Below are 23,325 nucleotides of genomic sequence, written 5' to 3'. Positions count from 1 at the left end.
ATTTTGGTATGGCAAACATCTTACATATTTTCCCATTAACAAACTATTTACAAGCTTAAATAAAGCTTAGTCAATACTTTTTGTTCCCCTGTAACGTCTGTTATTCGACATAACTGTGCAACGTTTTAACCATTGGCCATGTAGTTAATACTTCACGGCACATGTAAAAGCGATCATTAAAGCACCTTGCCTGATCTATAATTTGCACCCTGGTGGCAGTAGATTTGCAAATACAAAAATCGGTTGATCTTTGTCGGCTGGCGCACCATCCGGCCCGCATCTTTTTTGTGATATTAGCCGGGCAACCAGTTAAGTTGATCACCGATACACAAAAACTAAGATTATATTCGACTTATAAACCTGCATCATGCGAACTGTACAGAACATACTAGACACAAAAGAGTCACCATCCAACTTTATTGAACCAACCGCTATGGTCATCGATGCACTAAAGAAGTTGATTTCAGTTAACCTGAGCTACCTGATTGTGTACGAAGATGGCGAATACAAGGGCATATTCAGCGAGCGGGACTATACCCGTAAACTGGTTCTTCAGGGCCGGTCCAGCAGGGAAACAATGGTGCGGGAAGTTATGACGACCGACCTTCCTGAAGTAAGCCTTTCAAAAACCGTTGAAGATTGTATGTACATGATGAATACCCGGGGTACCCGGTACGTAGCCGCATATGATAATAACCAGTTTGTCGGAATAATTACCTTGCATGATGTCCTGCGCGAGGCGCTTGCGAGCAAAGAAGACGTATTTAATAACTCTGTATCCAAGCTCCTCGACACAGATGTTAGTGGAAAAATATTTTAACCGCTTCCCAGGTCCACTTACCATTTAGCGCGGTCATGCTCTTGTAACAGCTGGCAACACTTTATCCCTTACTGATATTGTCTCGCCTTTATGCCCTTTCTAAACGAGGGCGTGAAAACCCGCTTGCGCTCTGTAAACGCCAACAATAATCATTGCTGAACCCCGAAAGGAATTCAGGTTCATATTACGTTGTTGCGTAGCACAGCCGGCTACCCCGCAATCAATAAACAGTAATGATCAATGTCGCTTAGTTAAGCCCAATGCTTGCTTAATTTGCCGGCTAGTGGAAAACAGTACAAGCCCGCCTGGCTGAAGCGGTTCGGACGGGAGTGCGACGCCCTTCAGACTGGCGCAGTTGGGCAGGCAACGATCTGCAATCGAAAAACGGCGATTGGTCCAAAAAGATTGCTAGCTGAAAGACATAACGTAATGAATAGCGATCCCCACCAAGTCGGCTGTTCAAATCCAACCTAATCACCCTTAGTAAACGCTTCCCGATCGAACACAAGCCGATCAACGGACTATAGCGAGGCCATAAAATTATTTACGAATACTAATAATTTTAGCAAATAAATGCTAACTTTATTGACGTAAATGACTTGCTATGGAAGCACTACATAAAGATTGCCCGACTATAGTACCCGAAGAAAAATTGTCCGACTACCTCTTGGTAGCAACAGCGTCCAAAGAGCTTGCAGAAAGGATCACCCGCGGGAACGAGGACCTTTATACACGGTATGGCCATACCGCTCAACTTACACTTAAGCCCCATATTGCCATTGCCCGTTTTGCAGCAAAGGAAGAAATGGAAGATACCCTCATACGCTATATACAGCGTGTTTGCTGCACCCAGGAGAAGTTTACGGTAACACTCAATAACTATAGCGGATTTCCCCCTGACCGCATTTTCTTACGCATACAGGACCCCTACCCCTTACACCAGCTTGGTAAAGCGCTTGGGGTAATCAATGAGTATATCAGTTCCTGCTCTTGCCCCGACTTACAACTGATCCAAAACGTGCACATCACTACAGCGAGGAACCTGCCCGGGAATACGTTTCTCAAAGCAATGCTGGACTATTCGCAACGAACATTTCATGAGGAGTTTGAAGTACAGGAGTTGGTGCTGCTTAGAAAAACCAATGGAATACCCCCGATCAAGACGGTCAACATTTTCTACCTGAACAATCAACTCAAAAACAATAATTAGCAATGATCAAAGATGAAGTAATACCGTTACCCGGTTACCGCATGTGCGAATACATGCTCGTATTACAACCGCATGAAGATCTTAAAAACCGGATCTTACAGGTGAAGAAAGAGTTTGCCACAAAGTTTGAAGCCCCGCAAGCTGAGCGAGGGAAGCCAAATATCCCGCTCGTCAGGTTTAAACAACTTCAACTGCTTGAACCAAGGCTGGTAAACCGGTTTAAAATGATCGCAATGGCGATACCACCGTTTAAAGTTGAACTCAGAAATTTCGGCAGTTTCCCAGCACACAGTATTTACATCGACGTTGAATCTAAAGCCGCCCTCGAAATGGTTGGTAAAAGTTTGAGGCCTGCGCAGCAGCTCATGAAGGCAAACGACCAGAAACCACACTTTTACGAGCACGCACACATTACCGTTGCACGAAACCTTCTGCCCTGGCAATTTGAAAAAAGCTGGCTCGAATACAGCCACAAACAATTCACCGGACGATTTATCGCGAAAGACATGTTGTTATTGCGAAAACCTGAAGGCATGCTGAATTTCCAGGTCATCCATCGTTTTGAATTCTTAAACATGCCGGTGCTAACAACCCAGGGTGCACTATTCTAAGCGGGAGTAACGGGCATCAGCGGCTTCGGCGTTAATAGCCGCTGATAACGGATACGCAAACGGTTAGGATGTTGATCAGAAAAAATTGTGAGATCATGGCTGTAGAAAATAGTGACGGCGAAATCAGTGATTACGTTAAAGGAAGAGGTGCCCAGTTCAATACTCCAAACAAGTTTACCAGAAACCAACAGGTTAAGGAACATGTAGAAGGTATTGACGAATGGACCGAAAAAAATGAAGCCACCCAATACCTGGTTGACGTTTCGAAATCTATCGTCAATAAAGTTGAAAGCGTCGACGTTGGCATGATGTACAGCATGAACCCTTACCAGGGTTGTGAACACGGCTGTATCTACTGTTATGCAAGAAACGCTTTCGAATACTATGGCTATAGCGCAGGCCTTGATTTTGAAAGAAAAATCATAGTTAAGAAGAATGCCCCTGACCTGTTGCGAAAATTTCTAATGAACCCAAAATGGGTCTGTGCTCCAATTGGTCTAAGCGGTAATACCGATTGCTACCAACCTGCTGAGCAAAAATTCAGGCTAACGAGAAGCCTGCTGGAAGTTTGCAACGAGTTCAATCAACCGGTTGGAATGATTACAAAGAATGCAGGCATGCTTCGCGACAAAGACCTTTTATCCGAAATGGCGGGCAAAAAGCTGGTTAGTATCCTGGTATCGATTACCTCCCTGAACGATGATTTAAGAAGAGTAATGGAACCAAGAACGACTACTGCCCGGCAAAGACTGAAGTTAATAGAGGAGATGAGCAAAGCTGGTGTGCGAATGGGGGTTATGCTTGGACCAATGATCCCGGGATTGAATGACCATGAGATGCACAATATTATCAAAGCTGCCAGCGATGCCGGTGCGAGCTTCTCTGCCTACACATTTATTCGCTTAAATGGTGCAATCAAATTGCTTTTCCACGATTGGTTGTATAAGAATTTTCCAGACAGAGCAGATAAAGTGTGGCACCTTATCGAAGCAAGTCACGGCGGAAAAGTGAATGACAGCAGGTGGGGAGTAAGAATGAGAGGGGAAGGAAATATAGCAGAAATGGTTGCGCAACAATACAGGAAATATACTGAGAAGTACGGCCTAAATCATGAACGGCTCGACCTTGATTGTAGTCAGTTTAGAAGACCGGGACAACAGGGCCGATTGTTCTGATGGCAGTGTTCCCAAAATCGCTGTACCCGGCTCAGATTAGCTGCGTCAAGTACGTGAACTAAGCAATAAATGCACGTTTCCTTTCAAACTGCATATTATGCAGTTTCGCATAAAAGCCACCTAAGGCCAGTAATTCATCGTGGGTTCCCGCTTCCTTCATTTCTCCCTTATCCAGCACGATGATTTTATCAGCTTTACGAATAGTTGATAACCGATGTGCAATGATTATGGAAGTTCGTCCGGAAACAAGTTTATCTATCGCATGCTGGATCAGCATCTCACTTTCTGTGTCGATCGAAGACGTTGCCTCGTCAAGAATCAATATAGAAGGATTATACAAGAGCGCCCTTATGAAGCTTAGCAATTGGCGTTGCCCAAGACTTAACGTGCTTCCCCGTTCCATTACGTTGTAGTCGTAATCTCCCGGCAATTGCATGATGAAATCATGAACCCCGATCATTTTAGCTGCTTCAACAACCTGCTCTTTTGTTATTGCAGGATTTCTAAGTGTGATATTGTCCAGCACACTACCTGAGAAAAGAAACACATCCTGCAATACCACCCCTACACTACTGCGTAGGCGGTCAAGCTTATACTCTTCAATTTTAACGTCGTCAATTTTAACCTCACCCTTCGTGATATGGTAAAGCCTGTTGAGCAAGCTGATGATGGTTGTTTTTCCACTGCCGGTATGGCCAACGAGGGCAACCGTTTCGCCAGGCTTCACAACAAATGAAAGGTCTTTCAACACATAATTCTCTTCAGCGTAGGCAAACCATACATTTTTGAATTCTACTTTGCCGTTAACCTGCACCGGGTTATGATCCCCCTGGTACGTAATCATGTCATCATTGTCGAGCACTTTAAATACCCTTTCGCTCGAAACCATCCCCATCTGGATTACGTTGAACTTGTCGGCAATAACCCGTAGCGGCCTGAATATTTGGTTCAGGTAAAGTATAAATGCAACCAGCAGTCCCGCGTCCAGCCGGTTACCCGCTATCCACCAAACCAATAAGCCCATACTAACTGCAAGTACCACCTCTACAACCGGGAAGAATACGGAATAAGCAAATATGGCATTTACGTTTGCGTTGCGGTGCTCCTTATTGATCCGCCTGAATTTGTTAAACTCCCTGTCTTCAGCAGCAAAAGCCTGTACAATCTGCATCCCGGTGATATGCTCCTGCACAAAAGCGTTCAGGCTCGAAACGGCATTTCTTACCCGTATGAACGACTTGTTTACGCTTTCTTTGAAGTAATAGGTAGCAATAATAAGAATGGGAAAAGGGATAATGCTGATCAACGTAAGGCGCCAGTCGATCCAAAACATTGTCGCCAGCGTAAAGATGATCGACAACAAGTCGGCAATGATAGGGATTAGCCCTTCAGAAAATATCTCGTTGATACTCTCGATATCGTTGATGGTGCGGGTGGTGAGCGTTCCAATCGGCGTCTTATCGAACTGTGCAAGGTTCAACCCCATGACCTTTTTGTAAACTGTAACCCTTAGATCTTTTACAACACTTTGCCCAAGCAGCGCAGTCATGTAGGAGAAAACGAAACGCACACCGGTCTCAATAAACAGAAAAACAACCTGGAAAATCGTAACCGAAATAATAAACCGGGTCGCATCCGACATATCCGGGTTAAACAGGAGGAACTGTATCCATTCAGGAAGCCGGATCGCTTTGCCCGTGGCAGCATCTATCGTAACCTGGATCAGCAGCGGTCTGATGGGTGCGAAAATGGCGAGTAAAACAGCCAGGATAATGCTCCAGTAAAATTGTCGTCTGTAAGGCTTTACAAATTGAAATACCCGTTTGAAAAGTTTTACGTCAAATACCTTCTTCTTTACTGCTTCAGCCATAGAACGTCAAAAATAAGATTAATGTGCCACAACAACATGTGGCCTGTCCCTGGTAGGGGGCAATCTAAGCCCGGTTAGCAGTAAATCCGATGTTCGTCAGAGGCTCGCACTACCTTCAGTAAGGCCGGGTGTTGCATCCATGCTCTTATTATAAACCATTATGAAAATTGCTCCCAGGTTATTATAGGGCGGAACATAATCATCGAAGCGTTCGTTGCCCTTAAACCGCTTTTCAAAATCCTTCCACATACTTGGCCAGTTGAGGTCGCGTCCTTGTCTTAGCGTTTCTGTAAGCGCAATGATCATTGGTTGGTTCACTGTACCGGTACCTACCTGCTTGCTTGCAATAATGTGTGCAAAAGGGCAAATCCCCAGTACTTCATTCAGCGCGTGGTATCCGCCGCAACTTCCCAGCAAAACAACTTTCGCCGAAGGAGCAAGCTGTTCAATTGTGTATTTTACATAATAACTGTGTCCACGGTGAATTACAACCGTTGGCTGAAGATCTTTTTCGTACAGGTAGCTGCCCAAGCTTTTCTGCGCTTTGGCATCGAGGTCTTTTTCTTCGTCGAGCGGGCGGTTTGAATAGATCGTAACCGGGGTTCCTCTTGTAGAAACCACTTCTATCCATTCGGGCTTGTTGATGATTTTCCAATTGGCATTACTGTATGCCGCCTTAAAGTTGTTAAACACCGTTACCCCGTCCTTATCACCATAAAAAAACTGTTGAATGATGATCCTGCCTGAAGTATCCCTGAGGTTATTGTTACGAACACTGTAAATCGGTGGAATACCAAACTTTTCAGATAAGTCAACTTTTTTGGTGGAGTCAATACTCTGAAAAACGGTTTGCAGGATGTCGTAAATAACTACTCCTCTTTTGTCGGAGGCCGTTTTAACACGATTGTAGTTCTTGTCAATCTCTTCCATGATCAGCTTCCTCAATCCCGGATCAGAAATGCTGGCGTAAGAATCCGCAACGTCAACAGCGTCTTCAAGATTATCGGTTTTCTCGAGGCCCGCGGCGAAGGAACGCATCAACGTCTCAGCTCTGCCACTTTCCATTTTTTTCAGAAAGTCGTCCAACATATTGTAGTTCGCCGCCATCTTAATGAACTTCTTGAAATGATCGTAGTTCACACTGGCCAGCAAACTATCGCTGTTCCCGCTTTTGAGCTTCTGAAAGATACGCTTATATACGCCGAGGTAACTGCTGGTGTATATATCCTCTTCACCCATAATGCACAGGAAATACAACTCCTGGGGGCTTAAAGGTTCAAGTGACCTGAAACGAACCTGGTCAGGTTGTTCATGTAAACCATTGATCGCGTTAATGTAAACGTCTACTGCTTTTTTACGGAGCATGCTGGTGAGCGCATGCATAGCCATTGGGGTATCGTTATTCTTTAAACGCTCAGCATTTTTGATCTCTGTTTTAACCAGCAGGCGATAATACCGGGTATCATCACTCATGTCTTTATCAAGCTCTTCAATGGTTGTTTTGCCCTTATAAAGGTCGTCGAGAAACGGAAAATACAGCCGGCCTGTATTCATGGTTGCCAGCTTACTGATCATTTTCACGAGTGGTTCATCTATGCGCTGAATGCGCCTGCCGAGTTGGGTGTTGGTCGATTGCGCGTACGTGTATAACTCTTCCTGCTTTATGTACGCTACGGTTTTAATCAAACTATCTGCAAAATGAACATTGGGATTCTTCAGCAGTAACGGAAGGATCTGGTTTGGATTCTTCTCACAGGTTTTCAGCATAATGATGTTCTTAGCCAACCCCAAACCCACATTTTGCTGAAAGGAGTAACTTCTAATCAGAATGTCGCCGATTTCAGGAGGATTTACCTCTATTACCGGTACAATGGATAGACCCTTCTTCTCCAGTTCCTGCGCCGTTTTGAAACCCATCACCAATTCTGGAAGTTGTGCAGGGGTAACCTGTTTCTTCTTTAATGCAAGTTCAAAGCTGGTGAGTGTTTCTGCCAGGCCCCTGAGATACTTGATCTTAGCATTGTCTTCCAGGGACTTGTCGTGCTCGATATAATTTTTAATCTCGTCAACCTTGGCGTATAGTGCAGTAGACACGCGCTGGTTCTCAGCCTCGTCTTTACCTGGAAAAACAAATTTGTCTTCCTTTCTGTCTACTTTATCAATGGCTCTTTGCGCCTTATCAATATTCTCATGAAAAATTCTGCGCATCATCGGAACAGCTGTTTTGGGTTGAGCTGCAACGATTAAGGAGGAAAAAAGCGCTGTAAAAAGGAATAGATATCGAACCATAGTGCGTCTTGTCTTGCAAAAATACTACCAATTAACACGATAATTTAGCCGAAGGCATCACAAATCAACCATGGCGGGAAATGAAATAGTATTTAGTTAACAATTAAATAATGGGTGTTTTCATTTCCCGGGTGGGCTTGAAATTAATTTTGTGTAAACTATTGTTAATGGAAGTCCGGGACAAAAAGATACTAATAGCTGACGATGAGCCTGATATTGTGGAGATTATCAGCTATAACCTGAAGAAGGAGGGTTACCAGGTTTTCACGGCAAAAGACGGAATTGAAGCATTGGGCAAAGCAAAGATTGTGCAACCCGACCTGATGATCCTGGACATTATGATGCCCGGCAAAAACGGGATAGAGGTATGCAGAATACTTCGTTCGCAACCGGCTTTCGAAAATACACTCATCATATTCTTAACTGCCTTAAACGACGAAAGATCGCAAATAACCGGCCTGGAGTCGGGTGGCGACGACTATGTAAGCAAACCGGTTAGTCCGAAAGTGCTGGTAAGCCGGGTAAATGCAATTTTGCGCCGGATCAACAAAGGTGATGAGCCCGTAATCAGGTTGGGCAATATGACCATAGACTCTGGTCGTTTCCTGGTGCTGATCGACGATAAGGAAATCGTGCTTGCTAAAAAAGAGTTTGAATTGTTGTTCCTGCTTGCATCGCGACCGGGCCGGGTTTTCGTTCGAAACGAAATTTTGAGCCAGGTTTGGGGCAACGAGGTAATCGTTGGTGATCGGACAATCGACGTTCACATCCGGAAGATCCGCCAAAAACTCGACAGCGAGTGCATCACCACCGTAAAAGGGGTCGGTTACAAATTCGAGAACTGATCGGTATACTGCCACATAATTGCTACGGGCCTGAATAGCTATCTTTATGGTACCGGCTTTTAGTACCCGTGGCGACATCGTTGCCACGCTCGGTTCAAAGGCAGTATTTCATGGCAGCCGAATGCTTCCATTCCAGCCAAAAGCCGGGTTTATTCATCAGCCTTCCCAACACTAAGGCCAAAGGCTAACCATTCATGCTGAACACAAAAAATTTATCGCCGCAACAATTATCGCTTTACACTGCTTTTGTACTCACCGTTCCGATTGCAGCCGGTGTTTACTTTCTGCGACCGGAGTGGCGAATTGCCGTTATAGTGTTCATCATTGTTTTTATCGGCAGCTTTCTTCTTATTCAGTTTACCCTTAATCGCTTTATCTATCGTAAAATAAAGCTGATCTATAAGTTCATTTACCAGACCAAGGCAAGTTTACGCGAAGAGACTTATTACAAATACGTACTACCGCAAAAGAGTATAGACGAGGTGCGCGAGGACGTGGAAAAATGGGCGGAACAGCGTAAACGGGAGATTGACGTTCTAAAGAGCAATGAAGCTTACCGTAAGGAGTTCTTACAAAATCTTTCGCACGAATTTAAGACCCCCATTTTCGCAATCCAGGGCTACGTGGATACCCTGCTCGACGGAGCGATGAACAGCCCGGAAGTAAACAAACGGTTTTTAGAAAATGCCTCACGCAATGTAGACCGGATGGTGAACCTGGTGAGCCAGCTGGATGAGATCTCCAAGATTGAAAGTGGGGAGCATCCGCTGAAAAAGTCGGTTTTTGTAATACAGGACCTTATAAAAGAAGTATGCGAGTCGCTCTCCATAAAAACCAGCAAGCGCAATATCAAATGTGCGATCAAAAAGGGTTGCGAAGTTCCGATTAGTGTATATGCCGATAAGGAGATGATACGCCAGGTGCTTATCAACCTGGTGTCGAATGCCACTAAATATGGAAAAGACAACGGCAATATCGTTGCAAGTATATACCGCACCGACGGAAAACACGTACTCATCGAAATCAGCGACGACGGGATGGGAATAGCTGCAGAACACCTTCCAAGAATCTTTGAACGTTTCTATCGCACCGACTCCGGCCGTAGCCGGAATATTGGTGGCACGGGCCTGGGCCTGGCCATTTGTAAGCACGTTGTTGAAGCACATGGCCAGAATATCCATGTCAGGAGCAAGGTGGATATTGGTACTACCATCGGCTTTACACTTGAAGAACGGAGAGAATAATTCTGTTTTGGACTCCCCTGCATTTTATCCCTTTTTATTTTAACGCCTGGTCATCTACTTAGCTTACGACTAATGTGTGAACGGATAGCTTCTGTGAACAATTTTAAGCAATTTGTTCTGCCGCATATAGAATCAACAGTACAAGCGAGCGTGGCAAGTAAAGACTGTCAAAGATCCTCTGCCCGTCCCATAAGAAAAGAACCGTTGTTTAACGGGAACGGTATGCGTGTCATGCATATCGTTCAGCATCCGCCAGGTGTACCAGTGCTGTTTCCGTAATAAGTTTGCTGTACCACTTACCAGATTGTTTTACTATCCGTTGCTGGGTTTCGAAGTTTACATGTACGAGTCCAAAACGTGGGCGATAGCCTTCGGCCCACTCGAAATTGTCGGTGAAGCTCCAAACGAAATAACCGGTAACATTGATCCCCTCTTTTTTTGCACGTGCTACCTGGCTGATGTGATCCTCGAGATACTGCTTTCGTTTGGTATCCGCCACCTCTCCCCCGATTACAACATCTTCGTAGGCTGCACCGTTTTCGGTAACCACCAATGCTTTGGGCTTGTAGGAATTGAAACGATGAAGAACATGATAAATACATTCAGGATACACTTCCCAGTTCATCAGGGTAGTTTCCACTCCTCTTTTGTTTGCTTTGACAACAGTTGCCCAGATAAGCGGTTTATACAGTGAAGCTGCAACAATTTCGCGGGTATAGTTTTGAACGCCGATAAAATCCATGTCGAATGCAAGCCGCTGTTCGTCGCCACTCTTTACAAATTGCTCAAGTCTCTGCAGCAAGGGAAGATCTTTAACCGGGTAACCCAGCCCGACAAGTGGCTCAACGAAGAGCTTGTTCACCAATGCATCTACACGTTTTGCCGCAAGCTCATCCTGCTTTGACATGCTGTACGGTTGGATGTACGAAGCATTAAATGTAGTGCCTATACATAGATCGGAGCGCATCGAACGAAGTATGCGCCCTCCTTCAGCCTTGCACAAGGCAGCATGGTGGGTTGCCGCAAGAAAGCTATTCAAGCCTTTCCTGCCAGGTGCATGAATACCGAGAAAATAGCCCGCACCGGTAAATACAACGGGCTCATTAAGTACCATCCAATGTTTAACCCTGCTACCAAAAGCGGTGATGCAGGCGTGTACGTAGTCAGAAAACCAGTTTACAATTTCCCGGTTTGCCCAGCCACCTTTTTTCTCAAGCTCATAAGGCAGATCCCAGTGATATAAAGTAATCCAGGGTTCTATGCCAAGTTGAAGACAAAAATCAATCACCTTGTTATAAAAATCTATGCCCTTATAATTTACTTTGCCCGTACCCTCAGGCATTATACGCGACCATGAAATCGAAAACCTAAAATTCGGGATATTCATGATGCTCATTAAAGCAATATCCTGTGCATAGTGGTGGTAAAAATCGCAACTCGTATTTGCATGTTGGTTCTGGTAGGTTTTACCTTTAGTGTTTGCAAAAACATCCCAGATTGACGCGCCTTTTCCATCAAGTGTACTTGCGCCTTCAATTTGGTAAGCTGCTGTTGACACACCCCATTTAAAATCGGGTCCAAAGTCTTTTGTTGTAAAACCCATTATTGATGATTATAAACTTGCAACGAGCTTTTTGAGTGAAAGCGTACGAAACTTTTTTAGCGAATAAACCTTTTTACCGGGTTGCAAAACGTCGCTGGAACGAGGGGCGTGTTGTGATGTGATCATATCTAAAATAGCCGCAGTGTTATCGGGATAATTAATCTTAATCACGTTTTCTGTTGCAAGCCAATTATTAATCTTGTCAACCTGTTTTTTTCGAAGGCTTTTAATTACGGGTACACCCATTTCCTTTAGGGCAGCAGCATTACATTGTTGTTCAAACTGGCCCTTCATTGGTATGACCATTAACTTCTTTTTTAAGAACAAAGCTTCGGCCGGGGTTTCAAAACCTGCACCACATAATACCCCTGATGAGCCTGCCATGCTGTCGATAAACGCATCGTTACTGATGGGCCTGATGGAAATATTTTTTTCCTTAAAAGGTTTTTTATTGTGCTTGGAAAATACCTGCCAGTTTACCTTCTTGCAGGCACTTAATACTTTGATGATACGCTTGTCGTCGTAAGCAGGCAGGTAAACCGTATAGTAGCCTTTATCGGCCGGAACTTGCTGGCGCACCTGCTTCCTGATAACGGGTGTAAAAATGTTCGTATCATATGCTTTGAAATGGAAGCCATATTGTTCATCAACCGGTGCATAATTTTTTAAGATGGCTTTGCCTACAAAGTCGTAATTCTTTGGCCGTGGAGCCTTTTTATTGAGCACCGCAGCCTGGTGGCTAAGCGATATACACGGCTTGTTTTTTTGATAGCAGGCCCATGCAGACACGGGTTCAAAGTCATTTATTACAAGATCGTACTCCTGAACCGGTAGTGAATTAATCTCGGTAAAAAGCCCTTTAAGGTGGCTCCTTTTATAAGTTTCAAACAGGTCGATACCACCCTTTTTACCAAATACAAAACTCAGCCCATCAAACCTGTACTTAATTTCAAATGGAAGGTCCACATCAGCCTGTGTGCCGCTAATTAATATATCAAGTTCGTGTTCCGATTGAAGTAGTGGTATAATATCACGCGCCCTGCTCAGGTGGCCATTACCCGTACCCTGGATTGCATATAATATTTTCATGATCGCATCAGGTTGAATTCGCTAAGGAGATTATTGAAAAGCTGATCATTGTTTAACAGTTCTTCTACCTCTTCATCAGCGTTCATCTTCACTCGCTCTTCGCTGTTAAAACGATAGATGCTCCAAGCGCCATCAACATACTCGAGGGAAGAAAGATTCTCAATCCAATCCCCGGAATTCAGGTAAGTGATACTGCCCTGCTGATTGGTCATCGTTCGAATGGCAGGTTGATGAATATGACCACACACTACATAGTCGTATTGATTGCTGATGCCGATATCGGCGCTTGTTTGTTCAAAATTGTTGATGAAGCTTACTGCCGACTTTACACCGTCTTTGATCTTCTTTGAAAGTGAGATTTTTCCCCTGTTAAAAACGCGTTCCGAAATAAAGTTGGCAAACCGGTTAATCAAAATCAGCGTGTCGTAACCAACTGCACCAAGCTTTGCAAGCCATTTTGAATGCTGCATGGTTACATCGAAAACATCGCCATGAAAAAACCAGGCTTTTTTATCGCCAGGAAGGTCGAGTACAACCTTATTTACAATACGAAAGCTACCCATTTTAAGTCCGACAAACTTGCGAAGCATTTCGTCGTGATTGCCCGTGATGTAATATGTTTTTACTCCTTTTCCAATCCATCCAAAGAGGTGTTTTACCACCTTCATATGGCTCTTTGGCCAATAGTTTTTACTGAACTGCCAGATATCGATAATGTCGCCATTTAGGATGACCAACTTTGGTCTGATACCCTTTAAATAGTGAAGCAATTCTTTTGCGTGACAGCCGTAAGTGCCCAGGTGAACATCTGAAATCACGAGGATATCAATCACGCGTTTATCGTTTTTCATAGAACAGGTGGATTTCGAAAGAATGTTGAAAAAGGCTGCAATGTGGTGATCAGCAATTTCGAAAGCTGATCTTCCAGGAACCGTTTGCACAGTCGCACAAAAGGCGTACGGCGATTGTTAGTGTATACCAGTCGCTTTGCAACAGCTGGTAATTTTCCTGTAATTCCACTATTGGTTAACCTGATCATACAAGTTCAGTTTATGCAAACTACCCAACCATTGTGAACGGAGTATGAACCTGCTATTACCTAAATGTTATGGGTTGAGAGACTTTGAATTAAACTTCACCAGGCAATAAAAAAAACACCCCGTAAAAACGGGGTGACCATGAGAATTAAGTCCGATTGCCTTTAATGATTGCTTGCGATGCAAATGTCAGCAGCTGAATTAAACAAATTGTAAAGCCAATGTTATGGAATGATTACCGGAAGAATCTGCTGCCAGATTCGGGTAGCCACATGTCAATGTTTATAGCTACCGAATTATCAAGGTCTGCCATGTTATCGGGGAACAAACTGCAATGATCGATCACCGTTTTACATTAGGTGATTGATTACCCTAAGCTAGCGCCAGGCACCGGTTACAAAATGTCGCATATAAAAAAGCCGCCATCATTCGACAGCGGCCTTCTATAGTCTGTGCTCTAATTAAAATTTCGTCCACCCTTTCCACCAGGTATCGCCAACTGCGCATGCGCCTTTGTAGGCCACATTTACAAGACCTGAAAGCCGCGATGATGTGAAGCTTGCACCACCCGCTGCAGGAGAAGCTGCAGATGATGGATTGAAGTCGGGATTTGTATAGTTGAACGCTGCGGTAAGTCCCAGATCAGCAACATTGGCAAGAATAGCATTTCCGTTTGCAGCTGAGTTAAACCAGTTGAGTATAGAAGCCTGGGTTGCGCCTGTTGGAGCAGTTGGACTTGCTGAATATACAACCGGCTGCGGACATCCTGCAATGATCGTGTTTTGCACCCACAATGACGGGTTTGCTGATGTAATGTTTAAATCTGTAGCAACTCCCTTGGTAGCATCGATGATCAAGCCCTGTGGCCATCCTGCAACAATGGAATTATAAAGCGAAATAGAAGAGTTTCTGCGGATCTGTACTCCTCCGAGGAATTTGCTGTTTCCAATATTTGCCAATGTGGCTTTAGGTCCTAACGCGGTAATATTACTAAAAATGGCGCTGGTTTGTGGAGTAAGGCTACTTCCGTTTGCATCGTTATCGCTTTCAAAAGCTTCGCTGTTCGATACGTCGGCAACTGCTGAGTCGCGTTGTACAATGCCAAACTGAACCTTGCCGGAGAAGCCATTATCAGAGTCAAAATCATCATCAAGCGCCCGTGTAGAAATCAGGTGTTTGCAATTGACTGTTCCGCCAAACCATTCGAAAGAATCGTCGTTTGCATATGATACCTGCACATAATCGACAATGGTTTGATTACCCACTCCGCCAAACGTGATTCCGTTTACTTCTTTATCGGGAAGGAAAGCATAACCCGCGTATTCGACACGCACATATCTTAAAACGCCGCTGTTGTCAGCCGGGTTTGTACCACCGTATAAACCAAGGCCATCACTGTTGTTAATACCGCCTTCAATTTCGCCTACTCCAGCCTGCCCGTTAAAAGAGGCATTCGTAGGTGCGTTACCCAATAGCACCAGTCCGGCCCAGTCGCCCCTTTGAGGGGTTGCAGCTTCCGAAGTAAAAACAATGGGTTTATCGGCTGTACCGTCTGCACTGATTTTAGCACTCCGGGTAATTACGAGGCCGCCGTTGCGGTTGCTTTCGCCAACGATTTTTGTTCCAGGCTCAATAGTAAGTACGGCACCATTGGTAACGTACACCAGCCCGCGAAGCTTGTAGGTATATTGCGCCTTAAGCGTTCTATTCTCGGTTATCCTTCCCTCGAGAATGGTGTTCTCTGAACCGGTCCCAGGGTTTACTGTCGTTGTTCCCCCGTCTACTTCAATTTTACGGCAACCGCTTGTAATTAGACCGGCAGCAATAAAAAGAATAAGTAACTTTTTCATGTACTTGTTTTTTGAAATTTTTTTGAGGCTTGTGCCTATTTAACCTGGTTGATTGAAGCGCGTTAATTGTGGCTTCCTATTTAATATTGTAAGTAAACGCTACGCTAATGTTTGTACCATACCGGCGGCGGATTGCAAGGGCGTCGGCGTTTTTGTTGTATTTACGATTATCATCGAGGTCGTGATAATAATTGGCTACCTGGTTAAAAATGTCGGATGCATTGAGTTTTACTTCGCCCTGTTTTTTCAGGATTTTTTTCGCTATCTGGAAATCGATGAGGGGCCTTGTCGCTTCCCACACCGGTGGATAATCATTACCGCCAACGTAGAGGATACGATCACCGATTTGGTTATAAAGCAATGTGGTGTTCAGGCCAAGCGCCTCTATATCGTATTGAAGTGAGGCATTTAGAACGTAAGGGCTTTGTCCCTGCATTGGTCTCTTCAGCTTGAAACTGTCTCGCTCAACCCTGTTGTAGATATAAGAAAGGTTTGTTTGAAAAGTGAAGTTCCGCAGTGCACTGATAAAATCCAGCCGTTTGCGCATTTCGAATTCAACCCCAAAACCTCTAGCCTGGTCGGCATTGATATAGTTGAAAGTGCTGGAACTTCCTGCACCACTTTGGTTGAAATACAGTTCGATTGGATTTTTAAAATACTTGTAGAAAGCACCAACTGTAACCAGCTCTCCTGGTTTTTGGTAAACTTCATAACGCAGGTCGAGGTTGGTAACTTTTGTTCTCATCAGTGTTTTGTTACCGGTAACCGTGGCACCCAGATCAAAGTCGAAAAAGGCGAAATCGCTAAGCTCCCTGAACTCCGGCCTGATCACGGTTTGTGATCCGGAGAGACGCAGGTTACTGTTGTTATTGAGCTTGTAAGTAATGTTTACCCCGGGTAAAAAGTCGCGTACCTGGCTATGAACATGCCGAGGATCACTTTGTTTTACGCTACCTATGAGCTGGTCATAGTCTTCTACCCTCACACCCCAGGTTGCACGGAGCTTGTCGGTAAACTGGTTATCAAATTGTATAAATCCCGCATTAAGAATGGTGTTGGCGATATAACGGTACTGACCACCGGAAAGCTCATTAAAACCAAACTTATTGTCGTTCGACAAGCCTGTTCCAAAATTTTCCGGGCTGAATATGCGATCAGCAGGCAGTGACTGCAAAGCGGTATTTTCACCCGCCGCCAGGTATACAGCAAACGGGCGGGAGTTGAAGATCCGATCCTTCACCTGGAAGAAATATCCTGCTTTTACAGTTTGATTCAGGCCAAACAGGCTGAAAGTTTTTGTAACGTCTACACCGGTGTTGTAGATGTAATCACTTAAGAAACCATAATACCGGCTACCGGACTTTTGTGAGGACGGGGAGGCTGATACCAACAATAAGTATGGTGCATCCGGATCGTTCGGTTTTTGGTTGTATTGAATCCTGCGTTGATCCGGTACATACTGATCGAGAATATTAAAGCTACCAAACCAGTGCAGTTTTGATTTTAACCCCGGCAAGTTGTGATCGCCGGCAAGTTGGGTATTAAAGAAAGTATTCGACTTTAATGCGAGCTCCGTGGCTTTGATGTTTTCACCAACGTTTGCTTCAAGTTCGTAGTCTTTACCGGTACGTTCGGTAACATAATCTGAAGCATTTACGTTCAGCATGTTTTTGAAAGAGACCTTATGGTTGTTGCCCAATTGCAAGGTGATGTTTCCGAGTGCACCCCAGAGTACATCCTTGCTGTACTTCGTGTTTTCATAGTCGAAGTTCAGGCTGGGTACATTGTTCGTAACTGAATAAAGCCGGTTATGAAATGGGGTACGGCGCACGGATTGGCTGTAATTCACTGCAAATACACCTCCCAACTTTGTATTGCCATTGTAGCGTTTATTGAAACCACCGCTGAACTGAAAACTCGAGTTGAGCAAAGGCAGGAAATTCGAGGCGGTCTTGTCTGCCGACCAGACGTTGGCAAACTGCTTACCATATGCTGTTTTTTCGGTCTGGCTCATTGCACCTAGCACAGACTTCGTAGGCATATTGGCCGGTAGGGATCTGCTGCCATCATCTAAACCTAGCCAGTCAAGCTTGCCGCCCTGGTAGGTGTAAAAATCGTGACCAATCGTTTGGGTATTAAGTCCTGTTCCAACCTGAACGTTTAAGAAGTTGTTTGCAGGAACGTCTTTTGTGTTCACCTGCACCAGTCCTCCGGCCCACTCGCCGGTCAGTTCCGGAACAAAGGATTTATTAATAATGATGTTGTCGATCATCGAAGATGGAAAGATGTCGAATGAAAACGTTTTTCGATCGGGCTCCGTGCTGTTGAGGAGAATGCCGTTGAGCATGGCCTGGTTATAACGATCGCTCAATCCGCGAACAACCAGGTATTTGCCTTCCTGTATAGATGTGCCCGGAACGCGTTTTAGTACCTCCCCGGTATTTTTGTCGGGAGAGCGGCGTATTGCTTCCGCTGAAATAACCTGCGATACCGTGCTGGTATTTCGCTGGTAAGCAATTAATGCGTTTACCGTTTCTTTCCGTGCGGAAGATGACTTTACCGTTACATCGGTCAGTTCCTTCCGGCTTTCGGCCATTACAACGTTAACCTCTGTAGCTTTTGTTGCTTCCACCCTAACATCCGGTATAGTCTGGGTGTTTTGCCCAACGGCCGAAAATTTCAGGGTATATGTACCCTGTTCTACCGTTAGGGTGTAACGGCCTTCTACGTCTGATGAAATCCCTTTAGCCAGTCCTTCCACGCTTACAGATACCCCCGGTATGGGTTCGTTACGATTGCTTAAGACCTGTCCGGTAATTTTGCCTGTTGACTGTGCTGACAAGAAAGAGAGAGATGAAAACAAAAGGATTGTCGTGAGTATGGCAACCCGATTTACTGTGCTTGATTCCATGCCGCAAAAGTATCAGCACGATATTAAGCCTGTGTTAACCCTATGTTACCGCAATATTATCAAACCGGCATACAAACCCTACACCACTTAAGCCTGGGGTATATTATGTAATTATTAAGTGATTGAATTAAAAATCCATACTTTCCATCATAATTCTATTTTTGCTCAAATATTCTGTATGGGATTAAATACGATCGGCCGGTTGTTTATGCCGAAGAATAAGATTTTTTATGATCTGTTTGAAGATGTCGCTATTACCGTTCACAAAATGGGAAGCGTTTTGAAACAGCTCGTAAACGAACCCGATTACGATAAGCGCGCCTCACTGACTTCGCAACTGGAGGATCTTGAACACGTAAACGACGATCACACCCACAAAATATTCACTGAATTAGGACGGAACTTCATTACTCCCTTTGATAGAGAAGACATACATACCCTTGCATCAGCGCTGGATGATATCGCAGACTATATCTATGCGTCTGCAAAAAAGCTGAATTTCTACCGGGTTAACCCCAACGACAGCGGTATTCAAAAAATGGCGGAACTGATTGAGTCCGCTTCCCTCCATATCGAAACTGCTATCAAACAGATGCGGGATATGAAAAATCTGCGGATAATTACCGAGGCACTTGTAAAGGTCAACAGCATAGAGAACCAGGCTGATGACATCTTTGACCTGAGCATTGAAAAGCTTTTCAACCACGAAAATGACTTCAAAGAAGTCATCAAAAAAAGGGAGATCTACCAGGTAATGGAGATTGCAACTGATAAATGCGAGGATGCAGCTAATGTAATTGAATCAATCATGATCAAATACGCTTAATTACTGATCCTCTAATCAATTGCTAAAAAAACTTGCATGACTCCGATTCTGATTGTCATAATTATACTCTCTTTTGTTTTTGATTATATAAATGGTTTTCATGATGCGGCAAACTCAATTGCAACCATCGTTTCAACCAAAGTACTTACACCTTTCCAGGCTGTTTTGTGGGCAGCCGTATTCAACTTCGCTGCGTTTTTTGTATCTAAATATATTGTTGGCGAATTCAAGATCGGTAACACGATAGCCAAAACGGTTGCCTTACAGGAGGGTGATCCACTTGCTTTGTACGTTGTACTCTGTGGATTGCTTGCTGCTATCTTCTGGAACCTGCTGACCTGGTGGTTTGGCATTCCTTCAAGTTCTTCACATACGCTTATTGGCGGGCTCATCGGGGCCGCTGTTGCACACTATGGAACATTCTCTGTAATTGCGGGATCAAAAGTGTTGTGGATAGTAGCATTCATCTTTCTTGCACCCCTTATCGGGATGATCATTGCATTTATGATCACCGTCCTGATTGTACACATTAGTAAACGATCCCGGCCGCACAAAGCAGAAAAATGGTTCAAAAGGCTGCAGTTAGTATCCTCCGCTGCTTTTAGCCTTGGGCATGGAGGAAATGATGCGCAAAAAGTAATGGGTATTATCGGAGCTGCTATGATCAGCAGCCACTACATCGAAGACTTCTCGCAGATCCCAAACTGGGTGCCTATTTCCTGCTTTATCGCAATCGGACTCGGCACCATGAGTGGCGGCTGGAAAATTGTAAAAACGATGGGAACCCGGATCACGAAAGTGAGCCCTCTTGAAGGGGTAAGTGCAGAAACAGCCGGCGCAATGACCCTTTACATTGCAGAACATTTTGGTATACCCGTAAGTACTACGCATACCATTACCGGCTCTATCATCGGCGTAGGTGCAACAAAAAGACTTTCGGCAGTAAGATGGGGTGTAACGGTCAATCTTCTCTGGGCCTGGATACTCACAATTCCCATCAGCGGTCTCATGGCTGCTCTGCTTTTTCTACTCATTAAAATGTTTGTTTAGCCGTTCTGAATTGCACTGTTTTCAAGGCATTTATCTTATTTTGCATGACTTGAATTATCATAATCTGATCTTATGGCTAAAATATTAGTAACAGGCGGTTGCGGTTATATCGGAGCCCACACGATTGTTGACCTACTCGAAAACGGCTTTGACGTAATCTCTGTTGACGACAACTCACGGTCAACCAAATACCTGTTAGATGGCGTCGAAAAGATCACTGGTAAGAGGGTAAAAAATTACAAAGTAGACCTTAAAGATTATAACGATACACGAGCTGTTTTCCAGGAAAACGAAGACATTTCAGGAATAATTCATTTTGCGGCCTATAAGGCAGTAGGTGAGTCGGTTGAAGAGCCTTTGATGTATTTTGAAAATAACCTTTTCTCCCTCATCAACCTGCTGAAGTGTGTTGATGAATTCAACATCTCACATTTTGTATTTTCTTCATCATGTACGGTTTATGGAAGCCCCGACACCTTGCCGGTTACGGAACAGTCGCCCATAAAAAAAGCAGAGTCGCCCTACGGAGCCACGAAGCAAATGGGTGAAGAGATTCTTACCAGTTATGTTGCAGCTTCAAGTGCCAAAGCAATCTTGTTGCGGTACTTCAATCCGGTAGGTGCACATCCCAGTATCTTAATCGGCGAGCTGCCGTTGGGTAAACCAGCCAATCTTGTACCTGCTATCACGCAAACCGCTATCGGAAAAATTCCGGAAATGCAGGTTTGGGGAACAGACTACGATACCCGGGATGGCAGCTGTATCCGCGATTACATTCATGTATCAGATATTGCCCACGCCCATACCCTCGCTTTACAGTACCTGATAGATGACAACAACAAAACATCATGCGATATCTTCAACCTGGGTACAGGCAATGGTGTTAGTGTGCTGGAGGCAATAAAGACCTTTGAAGAGGTTAGTGGAGAAAAGCTGAATTACAAACTTGGCCCACGCCGGCCGGGTGATGTTGTGGCGATATATGCAAACAATGACCTTGCGAAAAACACCTTGCGCTGGGACATCAAATACGACCTTAAAGAAATGATGCGTACTGCCTGGGCCTGGGAACAAAAGGTCAAGGAAGATGAAACCATCATCAAAAATCAGAAGTTTCTTTACAATTAGTTTAAGTAAATTTTAATGCCCGGTTGCGACTGCAACGGGCATTTTTTGCTCTTACAAGCATTAGTATACGCGTCTGCTCCTCCGTATTTCCCGCGAAACCCAACTATTAATAATGAATAGCAATGAAGCTACAAACCTGGGGGTTACTACTACTTGTATGGATGTTCTATGTCGGATGCACAAAAGACAGTGTCAAAAATGGGCATGTAGATAGACCAGGTATTGCGCTTACATTCGATGATACCTATATCGATGAATGGTATGCCTGCTTACCCTTACTTGATTCTTTTGGAGTAAAAGCAACCTTTTACATTTCAAGCTATCACCGGTTCAGTAGTGCACAAAAGTTGAAGCTCAAACACCTCCAACAAAAGGGACATGAAATAGCTTTTCATAGTACCAATCATTTTGATTTGAAGCAGTACCTCAATAATGCCAGCATGGATAAACTTATCAAATGCGAGATTTTAGCAGGCTTGGAAAAAATGAACGCTGATGGGTTTTATCCTAAAACGTTTGCTTATCCTTACGGCAAGCATACCGCATTGCTCGATAATGAATTGGGTAAATACTTCAAGAGCGTAAGGGCATTAAACGGCACAACAAACCTTGCGAAGAGTCTGGTGACGGGGTGCGAAAACAGGATTATCTACGGTCTTGGTATAGATGAGTCAAGCAAACGCCCTCTCAGTCAATTGTTGCAGCTGGTTAGAAACGCCAAGTCTGGTAATGCTTGCGCAGTGTTCGTAGCGCATCATATCGGGACTGACACCCTCAAAATGCAATTGCCGGTTTACAAATTGAGGGCGCTGATCGAAGAAGCCCATTCGCTCAAAATGAGCTTCTGTACCATTTCCGAATTGTCAAGATGAGTCACATGAAGCCCTCTTAGAAGTGCCAATTGCTTAAATAGCGATTATCAACCACCACCCATGATTTAACCGGCATTTAGCGTCAGTTACTTTAGTACCCATGTATTTGCTGAGTTCTTCCGGTTTTAACGTTTAAGGATTAAACTTAACACAAAGGGAGTTATCTGAATGCTTCCGATGGGGCCTGCCGGGCGATAGGAATTGAGACGGCAATGCAACCGGCGGGGGTCCATTTAAACAGATCCAAAGTGGAACTTTACAAGGGTTTCTCAAATATATCCCTGGTTGTAATACCAGCCAAATCCCTAACTCCAAAACTGCATGTTACCCGAAGACAAGGAATTATTACACCAGTTCCGACAGCCCTTAACCCGAGAAAAGGCGTTTACAGCTATTCTGACAAAGTACCAGGAGAAGCTGTATTGGCATATCCGAAGAATGGTTATTGAACATGAAGATGCAAATGACATTCTGCAAAACCTGTTCATTAAGGTTTGGAAAGGGCTCGACAACTTTCGGGAAGACAGCCAGCTGTATACCTGGTTATACCGGATAGCTACCAATGAAAGCCTTACATTCCTTGATCAGCAAAAAAGAAGAAAAACAACGAGCTTTAGTGACGATGAAAATGGCTTGAGCAATAAGATAAAAGCCGATGAAGGCTTTGATGCAAATAAACTGGAATGGAAACTGCAACTAGGAATACAGCAGCTTCCTGAAAAACAAAGACTGGTTTTCAACCTGAGGTACTACGACGAAATGCCATATGAGGAAATGAGCCGGATCCTGGATACCAGCGAAGGAGCCTTAAAGGCCAGCTATCATCATGCGGCAAAAAAGATCGAAGAATACATCACTAAAAATTAAACTCACCGACGGCAAAATTGTCGTAGAA

Annotated in this window: 19 protein-coding genes; 11 read left to right on the top strand and 8 right to left on the bottom strand. The window is 44.3% G+C overall.

Annotation, left to right across the window (positions count from 1 at the left end; all coding sequences use genetic code 11):
• Nucleotides 1-367 precede the first annotated feature (367 nt).
• The 4 genes from EXU57_RS17545 (at nucleotide 368) to EXU57_RS17530 (ending at nucleotide 3,816) form a co-directional block, all read left to right on the top strand.
• Nucleotides 368-820, top strand: a complete 453-nt coding sequence (locus EXU57_RS17545; protein WP_133269546.1) for a CBS domain-containing protein — start codon at nucleotides 368-370, stop codon at nucleotides 818-820.
• 604 nt (nucleotides 821-1,424) lie between these two features.
• Nucleotides 1,425-2,030, top strand: a complete 606-nt coding sequence (locus EXU57_RS17540) for a 2'-5' RNA ligase family protein (protein WP_133269545.1) — start codon at nucleotides 1,425-1,427, stop codon at nucleotides 2,028-2,030.
• 2 nt (nucleotides 2,031-2,032) lie between these two features.
• Complete coding sequence (locus EXU57_RS17535) at nucleotides 2,033-2,641, top strand: 2'-5' RNA ligase family protein (RefSeq protein WP_243745637.1); 609 nt, start codon at nucleotides 2,033-2,035, stop codon at nucleotides 2,639-2,641.
• A 95-nt stretch (nucleotides 2,642-2,736) separates the two neighbouring features.
• Complete coding sequence (locus EXU57_RS17530; protein ID WP_133269544.1) at nucleotides 2,737-3,816, top strand: PA0069 family radical SAM protein; 1,080 nt, start codon at nucleotides 2,737-2,739, stop codon at nucleotides 3,814-3,816.
• A gap of 58 nt (nucleotides 3,817-3,874) precedes the next feature.
• On the opposite strand, the gene EXU57_RS17525 is transcribed toward EXU57_RS17530, so the two are convergent.
• A complete protein-coding gene (locus tag EXU57_RS17525) occupies nucleotides 3,875-5,686 on the bottom strand; it encodes an ABC transporter ATP-binding protein (RefSeq protein WP_133269543.1) in 1,812 nt (603 codons plus the stop codon).
• 96 nt (nucleotides 5,687-5,782) lie between these two features.
• Nucleotides 5,783-7,897: a hypothetical protein gene (locus tag EXU57_RS17520; RefSeq protein WP_133269542.1), complete on the bottom strand. Its 2,115-nt coding sequence runs from the start codon at nucleotides 7,895-7,897 to the stop codon at nucleotides 5,783-5,785.
• Between the two features lie 245 nt (nucleotides 7,898-8,142).
• On the opposite strand from EXU57_RS17520, the gene EXU57_RS17515 reads away from it, so the two are divergent.
• Both EXU57_RS17515 and EXU57_RS17510 read left to right on the top strand, forming a co-directional pair.
• A complete protein-coding gene (locus tag EXU57_RS17515) occupies nucleotides 8,143-8,820 on the top strand; it encodes a response regulator transcription factor (RefSeq protein WP_133269541.1) in 678 nt (225 codons plus the stop codon).
• Between the two features lie 194 nt (nucleotides 8,821-9,014).
• Complete coding sequence (locus EXU57_RS17510) at nucleotides 9,015-10,064, top strand: sensor histidine kinase (protein ID WP_133269540.1); 1,050 nt, start codon at nucleotides 9,015-9,017, stop codon at nucleotides 10,062-10,064.
• Between the two features lie 229 nt (nucleotides 10,065-10,293).
• Here EXU57_RS17510 and EXU57_RS17505 read toward each other — a convergent pair whose 3' ends face one another.
• The 6 genes from EXU57_RS17505 to EXU57_RS17480 form a co-directional block, all read right to left on the bottom strand.
• On the bottom strand, nucleotides 10,294-11,667 hold the full coding sequence (locus EXU57_RS17505) for a GH1 family beta-glucosidase (RefSeq protein ID WP_133269539.1): 1,374 nt from the start codon (nucleotides 11,665-11,667) through the stop codon (nucleotides 10,294-10,296).
• Nucleotides 11,668-11,676: 9 nt separating this feature from the next.
• Nucleotides 11,677-12,756 carry a glycosyltransferase family protein gene (locus EXU57_RS17500; protein ID WP_133269538.1) on the bottom strand — a complete coding sequence of 360 codons (1,080 nt, stop codon included), beginning with the start codon at nucleotides 12,754-12,756 and terminating at the stop codon, nucleotides 11,677-11,679.
• The gene (locus EXU57_RS17495; RefSeq protein WP_133269537.1) at nucleotides 12,753-13,607 is read right to left on the bottom strand and encodes a UDP-2,3-diacylglucosamine diphosphatase; all 855 of its coding nucleotides are present in this window, start codon (nucleotides 13,605-13,607) and stop codon (nucleotides 12,753-12,755) included. The genes EXU57_RS17500 and EXU57_RS17495 overlap by 4 nt, the downstream gene beginning before the upstream one ends.
• Nucleotides 13,604-13,795 (bottom strand): hypothetical protein, encoded by a 192-nt coding sequence (locus EXU57_RS17490; protein WP_133269536.1) that lies wholly within the window; start codon nucleotides 13,793-13,795, stop codon nucleotides 13,604-13,606. Before EXU57_RS17490 ends, EXU57_RS17495 begins: the two co-directional genes overlap by 4 nt.
• A gap of 459 nt (nucleotides 13,796-14,254) precedes the next feature.
• Complete coding sequence (locus EXU57_RS17485) at nucleotides 14,255-15,643, bottom strand: hypothetical protein (RefSeq protein ID WP_133269535.1); 1,389 nt, start codon at nucleotides 15,641-15,643, stop codon at nucleotides 14,255-14,257.
• A gap of 76 nt (nucleotides 15,644-15,719) precedes the next feature.
• Nucleotides 15,720-18,554 carry a TonB-dependent receptor gene (locus EXU57_RS17480; RefSeq protein WP_133269534.1) on the bottom strand — a complete coding sequence of 945 codons (2,835 nt, stop codon included), beginning with the start codon at nucleotides 18,552-18,554 and terminating at the stop codon, nucleotides 15,720-15,722.
• Between the two features lie 178 nt (nucleotides 18,555-18,732).
• On the opposite strand from EXU57_RS17480, the gene EXU57_RS17475 reads away from it, so the two are divergent.
• The 5 genes from EXU57_RS17475 to EXU57_RS17455 all read left to right on the top strand — a co-directional run bounded on the left by EXU57_RS17475 (nucleotide 18,733) and on the right by EXU57_RS17455 (nucleotide 23,297).
• The gene (locus tag EXU57_RS17475; protein ID WP_133269533.1) at nucleotides 18,733-19,380 is read left to right on the top strand and encodes a DUF47 domain-containing protein; all 648 of its coding nucleotides are present in this window, start codon (nucleotides 18,733-18,735) and stop codon (nucleotides 19,378-19,380) included.
• Nucleotides 19,381-19,416: 36 nt separating this feature from the next.
• Nucleotides 19,417-20,430, top strand: coding sequence for an inorganic phosphate transporter (locus tag EXU57_RS17470; protein WP_133269532.1), 1,014 nt, complete (start codon nucleotides 19,417-19,419; stop codon nucleotides 20,428-20,430).
• A gap of 72 nt (nucleotides 20,431-20,502) precedes the next feature.
• Nucleotides 20,503-21,558, top strand: a complete 1,056-nt coding sequence (galE, locus tag EXU57_RS17465) for a UDP-glucose 4-epimerase GalE (protein WP_133269531.1) — start codon at nucleotides 20,503-20,505, stop codon at nucleotides 21,556-21,558.
• 122 nt (nucleotides 21,559-21,680) lie between these two features.
• On the top strand, nucleotides 21,681-22,430 hold the full coding sequence (locus EXU57_RS17460) for a polysaccharide deacetylase family protein (protein WP_133269530.1): 750 nt from the start codon (nucleotides 21,681-21,683) through the stop codon (nucleotides 22,428-22,430).
• A gap of 321 nt (nucleotides 22,431-22,751) precedes the next feature.
• Entirely contained in the window at nucleotides 22,752-23,297 is a 546-nt protein-coding gene (locus EXU57_RS17455; RefSeq protein ID WP_133269529.1) for an RNA polymerase sigma factor, read from the top strand.
• Nucleotides 23,298-23,325 lie beyond the last annotated feature (28 nt).

This window comes from Segetibacter sp. 3557_3 (assembly GCF_004354985.1).
GTDB lineage: Bacteria > Bacteroidota > Bacteroidia > Chitinophagales > Chitinophagaceae > Segetibacter.
The sequence above is the reverse complement of the archived record's forward strand: the minus strand, read 5'-3'. Positions and strand labels throughout refer to the sequence as shown.

Bases quoted from the DNA above. Each gene is read 5' to 3' on its own strand.
- EXU57_RS17490 (WP_133269536.1), bottom strand. From the start codon at position 13,795: ATGATCAGGTTAACCAATAGTGGAATTACAGGAAAATTACCAGCTGTT.
- EXU57_RS17455 (WP_133269529.1), top strand. From the start codon at position 22,752: ATGTTACCCGAAGACAAGGAATTATTACACCAGTTCCGACAGCCCTTA.
- EXU57_RS17540 (WP_133269545.1), top strand. From the start codon at position 1,425: ATGGAAGCACTACATAAAGATTGCCCGACTATAGTACCCGAAGAAAAA.
- EXU57_RS17505 (WP_133269539.1), bottom strand. From the start codon at position 11,667: ATGGGTTTTACAACAAAAGACTTTGGACCCGATTTTAAATGGGGTGTG.
- EXU57_RS17460 (WP_133269530.1), top strand. From the start codon at position 21,681: ATGAAGCTACAAACCTGGGGGTTACTACTACTTGTATGGATGTTCTAT.
- galE (WP_133269531.1), top strand. From the start codon at position 20,503: ATGGCTAAAATATTAGTAACAGGCGGTTGCGGTTATATCGGAGCCCAC.
- EXU57_RS17520 (WP_133269542.1), bottom strand. From the start codon at position 7,897: ATGATGCGCAGAATTTTTCATGAGAATATTGATAAGGCGCAAAGAGCC.
- EXU57_RS17530 (WP_133269544.1), top strand. From the start codon at position 2,737: ATGGCTGTAGAAAATAGTGACGGCGAAATCAGTGATTACGTTAAAGGA.
- EXU57_RS17515 (WP_133269541.1), top strand. From the start codon at position 8,143: ATGGAAGTCCGGGACAAAAAGATACTAATAGCTGACGATGAGCCTGAT.
- EXU57_RS17485 (WP_133269535.1), bottom strand. From the start codon at position 15,643: ATGAAAAAGTTACTTATTCTTTTTATTGCTGCCGGTCTAATTACAAGC.
- EXU57_RS17500 (WP_133269538.1), bottom strand. From the start codon at position 12,756: ATGAAAATATTATATGCAATCCAGGGTACGGGTAATGGCCACCTGAGC.
- EXU57_RS17495 (WP_133269537.1), bottom strand. From the start codon at position 13,607: ATGAAAAACGATAAACGCGTGATTGATATCCTCGTGATTTCAGATGTT.
- EXU57_RS17470 (WP_133269532.1), top strand. From the start codon at position 19,417: ATGACTCCGATTCTGATTGTCATAATTATACTCTCTTTTGTTTTTGAT.
- EXU57_RS17480 (WP_133269534.1), bottom strand. From the start codon at position 18,554: ATGGAATCAAGCACAGTAAATCGGGTTGCCATACTCACGACAATCCTT.
- EXU57_RS17475 (WP_133269533.1), top strand. From the start codon at position 18,733: ATGGGATTAAATACGATCGGCCGGTTGTTTATGCCGAAGAATAAGATT.
- EXU57_RS17535 (WP_243745637.1), top strand. From the start codon at position 2,033: ATGATCAAAGATGAAGTAATACCGTTACCCGGTTACCGCATGTGCGAA.
- EXU57_RS17525 (WP_133269543.1), bottom strand. From the start codon at position 5,686: ATGGCTGAAGCAGTAAAGAAGAAGGTATTTGACGTAAAACTTTTCAAA.
- EXU57_RS17510 (WP_133269540.1), top strand. From the start codon at position 9,015: ATGCTGAACACAAAAAATTTATCGCCGCAACAATTATCGCTTTACACT.
- EXU57_RS17545 (WP_133269546.1), top strand. From the start codon at position 368: ATGCGAACTGTACAGAACATACTAGACACAAAAGAGTCACCATCCAAC.